The sequence below is a fragment of the Streptomyces sp. NPDC046881 genome (assembly GCF_040645015.1).
Lineage (GTDB): Bacteria > Actinomycetota > Actinomycetes > Streptomycetales > Streptomycetaceae > Streptomyces.
Genome location: NZ_JBEYXJ010000111.1, coordinates 16,657 through 27,773 on the forward strand (window position 1 = coordinate 16,657; position 11,117 = coordinate 27,773).

The following is an 11,117-nucleotide window of genomic DNA, read 5'->3' on the forward strand; positions in this document are numbered from 1 at the left end:
CCGGCGACCCGAAGTCGCCCCGAAGCGGGCTAATCGCCCATTTTCCTGCCAACCCATCCTTAAATGGTGCGGGTGACCTCCACCCCCCGCCGAGATGTGCTGCGCGCCGGCACCGCGCTCGTGGCCGGCGGTGCGCTCGCCGCCGGGTGCGGTACCGGACGGGCCGCCGCCCCGCCCCGCGCTCCGGCCCCCACGTCCCCGACCTTCCCCTCCGTCCACCCCTCCGCGGCTCCCGCCCCCCGCGGCTACCCGGGCCACCCCGCCCAGATCACCCACGGCCCGCGCAGCCGCCCCCAGGTGGCCCTCACCTTCCACGGCCAGGGCGACCCCGCCCTCGCCCGCTCCCTGCTCACCACGGCCGAGCGGCACGGCGCCCGGCTCACCGTGCTCGCCGTCGGCACCTGGCTGGACGAACACCCGGACCTCGCCCGCCGCATCCTCGACGGCGGCCACGACCTCGGCAACCACACCCAGCGGCACATCGGCGTCAACACCCTGGCCGAGGCGGCGGCCCGCCGGGAGATCACCGACTGCGCCGAGCGGCTCAAGCGGCTCACCGGCTCCATCGGCACCTGGTTCCGCCCCTCCCGCGCCCCGGCCGCCTCCCCGCTCGTGGTCCGGCTGGCCCGCGCCGCCGGCTACCCGCACGTGCTGTCGTACGACGTCGACTCGCTCGACTACACCCGCCCCGGCGCCGCCGCCGTCACCCGGGAGGTCCTCGCCGGCGTGCGCAACGGATCGGTGGTGAGCCTGCACTTCGGCTACCCGGACACGGTCGCCGCCCTCCCCGACGTCCTGACCGAACTCGGCCGCCGCGGACTGCGCGCGGTCACCACCACGGAGCTGCTGAGCTGATGCGAACCACGAAAGCCGCCCGCCTGCTGGCCGCCGGTGCCGCCCTCACCGCCCTGACGCTGCTCTCCGCGTGCGGCGGCGGGGACCACGAGAGCGAGGCCCTCGGCAGCAAGGCCCCGGTCCCGCCGCGGGTGAACAAGCCGCGGGTGAACGTGCTGCCCGGGATGCCCCCGGTCGAGGACCCGGCCGACCTGTACGCCGCCGACCGGCCGGGCCGGCTCTCGCCCGTGGTCCGGGACTTCCCCTCCCGGGTGTACGTGCCCAACACCAACTCCGACACCGTCACCGTCATCGACCCCGCGACCCGCAAGGTCGTCGAGACCATCCCGGTGGGCCGCCAGCCCCAGCACGTCGTACCGTCCTGGGACCTGAAGACCCTGTGGGTCAACAACGACCTCGGCAACAGCCTCACCCCCATCGACCCGCGCACCGGCCGGGCCGGCAAGCCGGTCGCCGTGCACGACCCGTACAACCTGTACTTCACGCCCGACGGCAGGTACGCGGTCGTCATGGCCTCCATGGACCGCGAGCTGGTCTTCCGGGACGCGCACACCATGAAGGTCGTCAAGACCGTCCCCGTCACCTGCTACGGCGTGAACCACGCCGACTTCTCCGTCGACGGCCGCTACTTCATCGTCTCCTGCGAGTTCAGCGGCGAGCTGCTCAAGGTCGACACGGCGCGGATGAAGGTCGTCGCCCAGGAGAAGCTGCCGCTGCGCGGCGCCATGCCGCAGGACGTCAAGGTCTCCCCGGACGGCAAGCTGTTCTACGTCGCCGACATGATGGCCCACGGGCTGTGGATCCTCGACGGGGACCGCTTCACCCCGCCCCGGTTCCTGGCCACCGGCAAGGGCGCCCACGGCCTCTACGTCAGCCGCGACTCCCGCGAGATGTACGTCTCCAACCGCGGCGAGGGCACCATCTCCGTCTTCGACTTCACCCGGAACCGGCTCACCAAGAAGTGGCACCTGCCCGGCGGCGGCAGCCCCGACATGGGCGGAGTCTCCGCCGACGGCAAGGTCCTGTGGCTCTCCGGCCGCTACAACGCCGAGGTGTACGCCATCGACACCCGCACCGGCGCCCAGCTGGCCCGCATCAAGGTCGGCAGCGGCCCCCACGGCCTCGCCGTCTACCCCCAGCCGGGCCGCTACTCACTGGGGCACACCGGCATCTTCCGCTGAAGCAGCAGCTCCGCGCCGACCGGACGGTAGCCGGCCGCCTGGAACGCCCGCATGCTGCGGGCGTTCCCCGGGGCGACCTGCGCCCACAGCGGCTCCGCGGCGAGCTGCCGGGCCGCGGTCACCAGCAGCCGCCCGAGCCCCCGGTGCCGTACCCCCTCGTCCACCTCGACCGACACCTCCAGCCGCCCGGCGACCCCGCGCCCCATGACCAGCACCCCGCCCTCGGCGGTCCAGGCCCGCACCTCGTCGCGGCGCCCGCGTGCGTAGGCGATCCGGGGGTGGCCGGGGTCCGTGATCTCACGCAGCGGCAGCGGCGGCTCACCCGGCAGCGGGCCGGCCACCAGCACCGCGTCCACCGTCTCGCTGCGGCGCCCGGTCCGGTCCATGAGGGCGGTCAGGAACCGCGGGTTCAGCGTCGCCGCCGGCGCGTCGCAGTCCGTGCCGCGCAGGGCCTCGCGCACCCACCGCGGGTCCTCGTCGGTGAAGACCACCGAGTGCGCGGTGAACGACATCACCCCGGCGTCCCGCGGGGACGGCTGCGGTACGACCGTCGTACCGCCGTCCGCCGCCGGGAAGACGCCGGCCGCCGCCGCGTCGAGAATGTCCCGCAAGGTCTCCACGGCCGCTCCCCGAGTCTCTCGCCCACCGGAGGACCCAGCCTCGCAGACCTCGCGGGTGGCCGCCGCGGTCCGGTGTCCGGAGGGCCGTTAATCTGACCAGCGTCAGTACGCCAGCACGGCATGAGAAACACGAACAAAAGGGGCGGATCGGTGGCGGACATCGAGGAAGCACGCAAGCAGTTCCAGCGGATCGACGCGGACGGTGACGGTTTCATCACCGCAGCGGAGTTCAAGTCCGCCCTGGCGCAGGCAGGTGACTGGAACGTCACCGAGACGGTCGCGGAGGCCATCATCAAGTCCCGCGACCTCAACGGCGACAAGGTGCTGTCGTTCGACGAGTTCTGGGCCTACCTGAACAAGTGACCCGATGACGAAGGGGGTGCCTGCCCGAACGGCCCGGGCACCCCCTTCGTCGCACCGTCACCGCGCGCGCCGGATCCGCACGCTCCAGCGGCCCTCCTGCCGCTCCAGCACCAGCGGCAGGCCGAAGCACAGGCCGACCTGGTCGCCGGTGAGCACGGACGCGACCGGCCCGCAGGCCTGCACCCGTCCCTCGCGCAGCAGCACGGCGTGCGTGGTGCCCGCCGGCAGCTCCTCCAGGTGGTGGGTGACCAGCACCGTCGCCAGCGCGGGATGTGCCGTCCGCAGCTCCTCCAGGGCCGCGAGCAGCCGCTCCCGGCCGGGCAGGTCGAGCCCGGTCGCCGGTTCGTCCAGGAGCAGCAGCCGCGGCTCGGGCATCAGCGCGCGGGCGATCAGCGTCCGGCCGCGCTGCCCCTGCGAGAGCGTCGGCCACCGGGCGTCCCTGAGCGCGTCCAGCCCCAGCGTGGCCAGCAGCGCCTCGGCCCGCTCCGTCTGCTCGCGGGTGGGCCGCCACCGGGGAAGCGGCTCGACCGAGTTCGTCAGCCCGGTGAGCACCACGTCCCGCACCCGCAGCGGCGAGGTGAGCGGATGACGCGGGTTCACGTGTCCGACGAACGCCCGCAGTTCGCGCAGGTCCACCCGGCCCAGCCGCCGGCCGAGCACCTCCACGGTGCCCCGCGTCGGATGCACCACCGCGCCGAGCAGCCCGAGCAGCGTGGACTTGCCCGCGCCGTTGGCCCCGAGCAGCGCCCAGTGCTCACCGGCCCGGACGGTCAGCGAGACCTCCCGCAGCAGGGGCCGCCCGTCCCGGACGACGTGCACGTCCTCGGCGCGCAGCACCTCGGCTGCCGCCCGCGTCACCGCATCGCCCGGTTCACCGCGGACAGCACCGCGTGCACGGCGGCCGACGGGCCCGTTCCCGCACCCCAGGCCGTGACGCCGCCGACCCGGCACTCGGCGAAGGCCGCCGTGCCGTCCTCCGTGAAGTCCAGCACGTCGGCCGCGACGCCGGCGCCGGCCAGCGCGTCGACGAAGGCGGTCAGCGCACCGGCGCCCGTGCCCTCGTGGTCGCCGACCCGGTCCCCGGCCTCCAGCGTGCAGACGCACCGGTGCACACCGGGCGCCTGCTCGTGCGCGGACCAGGCGTGCAGCCGTACCGCGCCTTCCGCCAGATAGGTCGACCGGAACAGCTCGTACAGCTCCTTCGGCGTCGCCTCCCGCCCGCTGTCGTCCGTCGCCGCCTGCACGACCGCCGAGAAGTCGGACCGCATGCGCGGCGGCAGGTCGATGCCGTGGTGCGTGCGCAGCAGGTACGCCACCCCGCCCTTGCCCGACTGGGAGTTGACGCGGATCACGGCCTCGTACGACCGCCCGACGTCCGCCGGATCGATCGGCAGGTACGGCACCGACCACGGCGCGTCCGCCTCCGGCACACCCGACTCCCGGGCGCGCCGGGCGTGGTGGTCGAGCCCCTTGCCGATGGCGTCCTGATGGGTGCCCGAGAACGCCGTGTACACCAGGTCGCCCGCGTAGGGGTGCCGCGGGTGGACGGGCAGCCGGTTGCAGTGCTCCACCGTCTCCCGTACGGCGTCGACGTCCCCGAGGTCGACCATCGGGTCCACCCCTTGGGCGTACAGGTTGAGGGCGAGGGTCACCAGATCGACGTTGCCGGTGCGCTCCCCGTTGCCGAACAGGCAGCCCTCCACCCGCTGGGCGCCGGCCAGCACGGCGAGTTCGGCGCAGGCGACGCCGGTGCCGCGGTCGTTGTGCGGGTGCACCGAGAGGATCACGGAGCCCCGGCGGGCGAGGTGCCGGTGCAGGTACTCGATCTGGTCGGCGTAGACGTTCGGGGTGGCGATCTCCACCGTCGCGGGGAGGTTGTGGGTCACCGGGCGGTCCGGGGCCGCGTCCCACAGCGCGGTCAGCCCGTCACAGAGTTCGAGGACGAAGTCCGGCTCGGTGAGGTTGAAGGTCTCCGGCGAGAACTGGAAGCGGACGCCGGGCGCGTCACCGGCCCGCCGGGCCATGTGCTCCGCCGCATCCCGCACGGTCCGCCACACCTCGGCCCGGCCGCGGCCGAGCACCACCTCCCGCCACACCGGCGAGGTGGCGATGTACAGGTGGACCACGGCCCGCGGCAGGCCCTCGATCGCGTCGAAGGTCCGGTCGATCAGGTCGGCGCGGGCGGGTGTGAAGACGACGGGTGTCACGTCGTCCGGTACCGCCCCGCCGTGCGCGAGGTGCCGTACGAAGTCGAAGTCCGTGCGGCTCGCGGAGGGATAGCCGACCTCGATCTCCTTGAAGCCCACCGCGGTCAGCAGGTCGAAGAAGCGGCGCTTGCGGGGGGTGTCCATCGGCTCGGCGAGCGCCTGGTTGCCGTCGCGCAGGTCGACCGGCACCCAGAGGGGTGCGCGTTCCAGACGCGCGTCGGGCCAGCGCCGGTCGCCGGCGGGGACGTGCACGCGGTCCTGGTAGGGGCGGTAACGGTGGTACGGCATCCCGCTGGGCCGCTGCGGGTTCCAGGCGGGAGTGGGGGTGGTCATCGTCGGCTGCCTCTCGGCTCGGTCGGACGGTGACCGGCAGCGCGGGGCCCCGCGGCGGGGCGCCGGTCGCGTCAAACCCCGCCGCGGCAGCCGAGGAGGAGCAGACCGCGGAGTGTCATGCCGGGTACGCTAGTCACAGCGCAGCTCCTCAGACAAGTGGAATCCCTGAACTCCTCAGACAAGTTGGTGATCTCGATGCCGCTCGGTGCCCTCCGCCCCAGCCCGCTGGTCGAACAGGCCGCGCAGCGCCTGCGGGAGCAGATAGCCGCCGGCCACTGGCCCGTCGGCACCAAGCTGCCCGGCGAGACCACCCTCGCCGCGGAACTCGGCGTCGGCCGCTCCACCCTCCGTGAGGCGCTGCGCGCGCTGGCCGGCGCCGGGCTGGTCCGGCCCCGCCACGGCGCCGGCGTCTTCGTCGTCGCCACCGAGCCCGTCGAGGACTGGCCGGCCCGGCTGCGCCGGGCCGCGGTCACCGACGTCTACGAGGTCCGCACGGGCGTCGAGGTGCAGGCGGCCAGGCTGGCCGCGCAGCGGCGCACCCCCGAGGACGTCACGGCACTGCGGACCGCGCTGGAGGGCCGCCGCGCGGCCGCCGCGGGGGACGACGCCGGTTTCGTGGAGGCCGACATCGCCCTGCACGGGGCCGTGGTCGCCGCCGCCCACAACCCCGTCCTCACCGACCTGTTCGCCGAGTTCGTCCCCGTCCTGCGCGAGGGCCTGGTGGCCCTGCTGGACCTCACCCGGCTGCGGCACGAGGACGCGAACACCGGCGACGACACCCACGCCGCCCTGGTCCACGCCGTCGCGGAGGGCGACGCGGACCGGGCGGCGGCCGTCCTGCTGGCGGAGCTGGAGCAGACGCTGGAACGCTTGCGTGGACAGGAGTGACGGATGCGGGAGCGCGGCCGGCTGTCCGGCGGCGGTGCGGAATAGCCGCCGCCCCGGTGCGGTTGACCGGGACGACAGAAGCATGCACGCGCATAAATATGCGGAGGCCAGTCATGAAGATCGGCATCATCGGCGCGGGAAACATCGGCGGCAACCTCACCCGGCGGCTCACCGCCCTCGGCCACGACGTCTCCGTCGCCAACTCCCGCGGCCCCGAGACGCTCCGGGAACTGGCCGAGGAGACCGGCGCCACCGCGGTCCGGGCCGAGGACGCGGCCAAGGGCGCCGAGGTGGTGGTCGTCACCGTTCCGCTGAAGGCGGTCCCGGCCCTGCCCGCGGGCCTGCTGGACGGCGCGGCCGAGGGCGTCGCGGTGATCGACACCGGCAACTACTACCCGCAGCAGCGGGACGGCCGGATCGCGGCCATCGAGGACGAGGGCCTCACCGAGAGCCGCTGGACCGAGCAGCACCTCGGCCACCCGGTGATCAAGGCCTTCAACGGCACCTACGCCCAGGACATCCTGGACCGGCACCGCCCCGCGGGCGCCCCCGACCGGATGGCCCTCCCGGTCGCCGGCGACGACGAGGCCGCCAAGCGGACCGTCCGCGCCCTGATCGACGAGCTGGGCTTCGACACGGTCGACGCCGGCACCATCGCCGACTCCTGGCGCCAGCAGCCCGGCACCCCGGTCTACGGCCTCCAGGCCGGCAGGGCCGCCGTGGAGAAGGCCCTCGCGGAGGCCTCCCCGGAACGCCCGGCCGACTTCCGGGGCTGACCTCCGGGACCCGCCGCCCGGCCCCTACGGGGTGGCCCACTCCTTCAGCGCCGCCTTGCTGGCGAAGTTCGCCACGTCCTTGTCGTGGGGTTCGCTGGTGTACTGGTGGAACCGCCACTTCGCCTTGATGCGCGGCTTGCCCGCGGTGACGTAGTCCGCGATCCACAGCCCGTCCCCGGCATAGGAGGTCGTGTCGAGGTCGAGCCAGAAGTGCCGGTTGCAGTAGAGCACGACCCGGTTGTGCGGCCGTAACTCCTTCAGCTTGCGCAGGAAGCGGTCCTTCTCCGCGTTGCTCGCGTGCGTCCCGTCGCCCGTGGTCTCCCAGTCGACCGCGAGGATGTCGCCGGCGCGGTCCGGGGCGTGGCGGAGGAAGTACTCGGCCTGGGCGGTGAGGTCGCCCGGCCACAGGAAGTGGTAGAAGCCGACGACCAGTCCGGCGTCGCGGGCGGTCTTCGTCTGCGCGGTCAGCCGGGGATTGACGTACGAACGGCCCTCCGTCGCCTTGACGAAGGCGAAGGAGAGGCCGTCCGTCCCGTAGGAGGAGGACTGGTAGGCGCTCACGTCGATGCCATGCAGCATGTGAGGGTTGTCCCCCGTGAGCGCTGTCCGGAACCTCAGCTCCGGGTGGTCACCGAACTCAGCACCGACGCGGACTTCGCCGACCAGTCCGAGGTGATCAGGCTCGCGTGGTTCTTGGCCAGGAGGGCCAGCCGCGCGGCGACTTCGGCGTCCGTCGGGTTGGTGGAGGAGATCGCCGGGGACACGCTGTGGGCGCCCGTGGCGATGAGGATGTAGTGGTTCGCGGAGTAGAACGAGGTGTCGTAGCCGTTGTTGACGTACGTGGCCGCGTCACCGTCGAAGAACACGAACCAGGGGCGGATCGAGGCGTCGTAGCGGCTGGTGCGCGGATCGCCGTTCGCCGCGCCGAGCACGGCCGGGAACGCCTGGGCCGCCGAGATGTTCCCCGCCGCGTGCAGGTCGCGCAGGTGGTCGCCGTACTCCTCGTCCGTCCAGTAGTGGTCGAACGGGTTGGACTGCTCCACCGTGCCCGGGATCAGGTCGAAGACGAACTTGCCCCGCAGGGAGTCCCGGGCGGGCCAGGCGTCCGCCTTCGCCGCCGCGTCCAGCGTGGGGTACGTCCCGCCGAGCAGGTCGGCCGGCTTGTAGACGCTGCCGCCCAGTTTCTGCGCCACGAGCGTGTCGAACTCGTCCGGTCCCATGCCCGCGTTGTTGTTGAAGCCGACCTTCATCTCGACCTTGACCAGGATCGGCGGGTGGTCGGGGTGGAGCTGGTTCCAGGCGGCCATGTTGTCCAGGCAGCTGCCGAGGTCCTGGTTGCGGCTCTTGCTGTACAGCTCGCCGGGGGTCTTCGCCGCCTCGCAGTTGTTGTCGTTGCCCAGCGGGTTGCCGTGGCTGACCCGCCAGCGATGGCTGAGGGTGTCGGCGTAGACGTCCAGTTCCAGCAGTGAGGCGCCGGAGTCCAGCGCCTGCGCGAAGTACGTGTACTTGGACTTGTCGTACGCGTTGTGCGTGCCGATGGCCGTCGTCGCGGAGAACTTCGGCGACGCCGCCTGTGCGTTGCCCGGCGCCACCGCCAGCAGAGCCGCGGCCCCCACGAGCGCCGCCAGCCGTCTCGATCCACGCATCCCCGAACTCCCCTTCGCCGTCACAGAGTTGACGGCAGCGTAGGGCCACGCGGTTACCGTACGGTAGCCCCAGGGACAACATGGCGCACCAGGCGGCGCACTTGGGATCCGGCCGGTCTTGCGCGCGGAGGCTTGAACCAGGCTTGGCATGCGCATGCTCATCAGGGTGAAGCGGCGCGGCCCACCCAGGCCCGACGCCCGCCTCCCGTTTCCTCCACCCCACAAGGAGACATGGTGCTAAGACGAAGACTCTCCCTGACCGGCCTCGCCCTGGCCACGGCCGCCGCGGGCCTCACACTGCTGCCCGCGAGCGCCGAGGCGGCCTCCGGCGGCCACACCACGGCGGCGGCCCCCGCCCTGGCCGCGCCCGACATCGACGTCACCCGGGTGCAGGCGCACCTCACCGAACTCAACGCCATAGCGAGCCGCAACGGCGGCAACCGCCGGTCCACCACCCAGGGCTACCGCGACTCGGTCGCCCATGTGAAGGGCAAGCTCCAGGCGGCCGGATACACCGTCACCGAGCAGGCCTGCACCTCCGGGTGCACCAGCGGAGCAGGGCCCAACCTGATCGCCGAGTGGCCCCAGGGCGACGCGTCGAAGGTGTACATGTTCGGCTCACACCTGGACAGCGTCTCCGCCGGACCCGGCATCAACGACAACGGCTCCGGCAGCGCCTCCCTCCTGGAGGTCGCGCTCAAACTGGCCGAGACCAAGCCGTCGATGGCCGCGCGCATCCGCTTCGGCTGGTGGACGGACGAGGAGCAGGGCCTCAACGGCTCGGACTTCTACGTCCGTTCGCTGACCTCCGCGCAACGCACGGCGATCAAGGCGTACTACAACTTCGACATGGTCGCCTCCCCCAACGGCGGCTACTTCATCAACCACATCACCTCCGCCGCAGCCGCGCCGATGAAGGCGTACTGGGACTCGCTGAACCTCCAGCCCGAGGAGAACACCGAGGGCGCGGGCCGTTCCGACGACTACTCCTTCGAGAACTACGGCATCCCGACCTCCGGCTACGCCATGGGCGCGAGCGCCCGCAAGACCTCGGCGCAGGCGGCCAAGTGGGGCGGTACGGCAGGCGCCGCGTACGACGGCTGCTACCACTCCTCCTGCGACACCACGGCCAACATCAACGCCACCGGGCTGAACCGCAGCGCCGACGGCGTCGCCTACACGCTGTGGAAGCAGGCGGTCTCGGACACCGCCCCGACGAACGACTTCTCGGTCTCGGCGAGCCCCGCCACCGGCAGCACCGACCCGGGCACCTCGCTGACCACCACCGTCTCCACGGCCACCACCAGCGGCTCGGCGCAGACGGTGACCCTGTCCGCCTCGGGCGCCCCGGCGGGCGTCACGGTCTCCTTCAACCCGGCCTCGGTGACCTCCGGCGCCTCGTCCACGGCGACGGTCTCCGTCGGCTCCTCCGTGCCGCCCGGCACGTACCCGCTCACCATCACCGGCACCGGTACCACCACCCACACCGCCACGTACACGCTCACCGTCAAGGGCGCGGGCGGCTGCACGGCCTCCCAGGTGATCTCCAACGGCGGCTTCGAGAGCGGAACGTCCCCGTGGACGGGTGACACCGGTGCGATCGGCACGTTCAGCGGCCAGTCCGCGCACTCCGGCACCCGGTACGCCTGGCTCGCGGGCTACGGCTACGCGGCCACCGACACCCTCGGCCAGACGGTGACCGTCCCGTCCGGCTGCACCAAGGCGACCCTGAGGTACTGGCTGCACGTCGACACCGCCGAGTCGGGCACGACGGCGTACGACACCTTCCAGGTCAAGGTCGACGGGACCGTGAAGCAGACGTACTCCAACGCCAACGCGGCGTCGGGGTACACCGAGCGGACCCTGGACCTGAGCCAGTACCTCGGCCGGCAGATCACGCTGACCTTCACCGCCACCGAGGACTCCAGCCTCCAGACCAGCTTCGTCGTGGACGACGCCACCCTGACGACGAGCTGAGCCCACACCGGCCGGCATTCGCGGGAATGCCGGCCGGTGATCGGGGTAGACGCGGGCTTGCCGGACAATGGACCGGCGAGACTTAGCCGATCGACTGGGAGGGACGCGTGATGCCGACGACGACCGCGCAGACTGCGGAGCAGAGGGTGGACGTGGACGTTCCGGAGATCGCGGATCCTTCTCAGGTGGCGCCGAGGGACGCGCGGGAGCTGTCGAAGGTGTTCTTCGACCGGCTGGCGGTGCTGGAGGAGGGGACGGCCGAGTACCAGTG

General features: G+C 72.5%; 11 protein-coding genes and 1 pseudogene. 7 read left to right on the forward strand and 5 right to left on the reverse strand.

Features of this window, described 5'->3' with window-relative positions:
* Positions 1–63 precede the first annotated feature (63 nt).
* Both ABZ923_RS34260 and ABZ923_RS34265 read left to right on the forward strand, forming a co-directional pair.
* On the forward strand, positions 64–855 hold the full coding sequence (locus ABZ923_RS34260; protein ID WP_361479868.1) for a polysaccharide deacetylase family protein: 792 nt from the start codon (positions 64–66) through the stop codon (positions 853–855).
* On the forward strand, positions 855–2,036 hold the full coding sequence (locus tag ABZ923_RS34265; protein ID WP_361479871.1) for a hypothetical protein: 1,182 nt from the start codon (positions 855–857) through the stop codon (positions 2,034–2,036). The genes ABZ923_RS34260 and ABZ923_RS34265 overlap by 1 nt, the downstream gene beginning before the upstream one ends.
* On the opposite strand, the gene ABZ923_RS34270 is transcribed toward ABZ923_RS34265, so the two are convergent.
* Positions 2,003–2,656: a GNAT family N-acetyltransferase gene (locus ABZ923_RS34270; RefSeq protein ID WP_361479874.1), complete on the reverse strand. Its 654-nt coding sequence runs from the start codon at positions 2,654–2,656 to the stop codon at positions 2,003–2,005. The two genes, ABZ923_RS34265 and ABZ923_RS34270, sit on opposite strands and share 34 nt — an antisense overlap.
* Before the next feature lie 150 nt (positions 2,657–2,806).
* Between ABZ923_RS34270 and ABZ923_RS34275 the strand changes: the two genes are divergently transcribed.
* Positions 2,807–3,019: an EF-hand domain-containing protein gene (locus tag ABZ923_RS34275; RefSeq protein ID WP_361479900.1), complete on the forward strand. Its 213-nt coding sequence runs from the start codon at positions 2,807–2,809 to the stop codon at positions 3,017–3,019.
* A 57-nt stretch (positions 3,020–3,076) separates the two neighbouring features.
* Here ABZ923_RS34275 and ABZ923_RS34280 read toward each other — a convergent pair whose 3' ends face one another.
* Positions 3,077–3,877, reverse strand: a complete 801-nt coding sequence (locus ABZ923_RS34280; protein ID WP_361479877.1) for an ATP-binding cassette domain-containing protein — start codon at positions 3,875–3,877, stop codon at positions 3,077–3,079.
* Complete coding sequence (locus ABZ923_RS34285; protein ID WP_361479880.1) at positions 3,874–5,559, reverse strand: 2-isopropylmalate synthase; 1,686 nt, start codon at positions 5,557–5,559, stop codon at positions 3,874–3,876. Before ABZ923_RS34285 ends, ABZ923_RS34280 begins: the two co-directional genes overlap by 4 nt.
* A 195-nt stretch (positions 5,560–5,754) precedes the next feature.
* Here ABZ923_RS34285 and ABZ923_RS34290 point away from each other — a divergent pair, with 195 nt between their 5' ends.
* Both ABZ923_RS34290 and ABZ923_RS34295 read left to right on the forward strand, forming a co-directional pair.
* Positions 5,755–6,447 (forward strand): FadR/GntR family transcriptional regulator, encoded by a 693-nt coding sequence (locus ABZ923_RS34290; protein ID WP_361479882.1) that lies wholly within the window; start codon positions 5,755–5,757, stop codon positions 6,445–6,447.
* Between the two features lie 98 nt (positions 6,448–6,545).
* On the forward strand, positions 6,546–7,223 hold the full coding sequence (locus ABZ923_RS34295) for an NAD(P)-binding domain-containing protein (protein ID WP_361479885.1): 678 nt from the start codon (positions 6,546–6,548) through the stop codon (positions 7,221–7,223).
* Between the two features lie 24 nt (positions 7,224–7,247).
* Here ABZ923_RS34295 and ABZ923_RS34300 read toward each other — a convergent pair whose 3' ends face one another.
* Together ABZ923_RS34300 and ABZ923_RS34305 are read right to left on the reverse strand one after the other, a co-directional pair.
* Positions 7,248–7,802 carry a glycoside hydrolase family 25 protein gene (locus tag ABZ923_RS34300; protein WP_361479888.1) on the reverse strand — a complete coding sequence of 185 codons (555 nt, stop codon included), beginning with the start codon at positions 7,800–7,802 and terminating at the stop codon, positions 7,248–7,250.
* A 35-nt stretch (positions 7,803–7,837) separates the two neighbouring features.
* Positions 7,838–8,869, reverse strand: coding sequence for a phosphatidylinositol-specific phospholipase C domain-containing protein (locus ABZ923_RS34305; RefSeq protein ID WP_361479891.1), 1,032 nt, complete (start codon positions 8,867–8,869; stop codon positions 7,838–7,840).
* 231 nt (positions 8,870–9,100) lie between these two features.
* On the opposite strand from ABZ923_RS34305, the gene ABZ923_RS34310 reads away from it, so the two are divergent.
* Entirely contained in the window at positions 9,101–10,846 is a 1,746-nt protein-coding gene (locus ABZ923_RS34310) for a M28 family peptidase (protein WP_361479894.1), read from the forward strand.
* 110 nt (positions 10,847–10,956) lie between these two features.
* Positions 10,957–11,117 (forward strand): annotated as a pseudogene (locus ABZ923_RS34315) (RNA polymerase sigma factor SigF); the annotation flags it as partial.

What these genes read in the sequence shown, in the direction of transcription:
- ABZ923_RS34260 (WP_361479868.1), top strand. Translation starts at nt 64, where the DNA reads ATGGTGCGGGTGACCTCCACCCCCCGCCGAGATGTGCTGCGCGCCGGC.
- ABZ923_RS34265 (WP_361479871.1), top strand. Translation starts at nt 855, where the DNA reads ATGCGAACCACGAAAGCCGCCCGCCTGCTGGCCGCCGGTGCCGCCCTC.
- ABZ923_RS34285 (WP_361479880.1), bottom strand. Translation starts at nt 5,559, where the DNA reads ATGACCACCCCCACTCCCGCCTGGAACCCGCAGCGGCCCAGCGGGATG.
- ABZ923_RS34290 (WP_361479882.1), top strand. Translation starts at nt 5,755, where the DNA reads ATGCCGCTCGGTGCCCTCCGCCCCAGCCCGCTGGTCGAACAGGCCGCG.
- ABZ923_RS34295 (WP_361479885.1), top strand. Translation starts at nt 6,546, where the DNA reads ATGCGGAGGCCAGTCATGAAGATCGGCATCATCGGCGCGGGAAACATC.
- ABZ923_RS34300 (WP_361479888.1), bottom strand. Translation starts at nt 7,802, where the DNA reads ATGCTGCATGGCATCGACGTGAGCGCCTACCAGTCCTCCTCCTACGGG.
- ABZ923_RS34305 (WP_361479891.1), bottom strand. Translation starts at nt 8,869, where the DNA reads ATGCGTGGATCGAGACGGCTGGCGGCGCTCGTGGGGGCCGCGGCTCTG.
- ABZ923_RS34310 (WP_361479894.1), top strand. Translation starts at nt 9,101, where the DNA reads ATGGTGCTAAGACGAAGACTCTCCCTGACCGGCCTCGCCCTGGCCACG.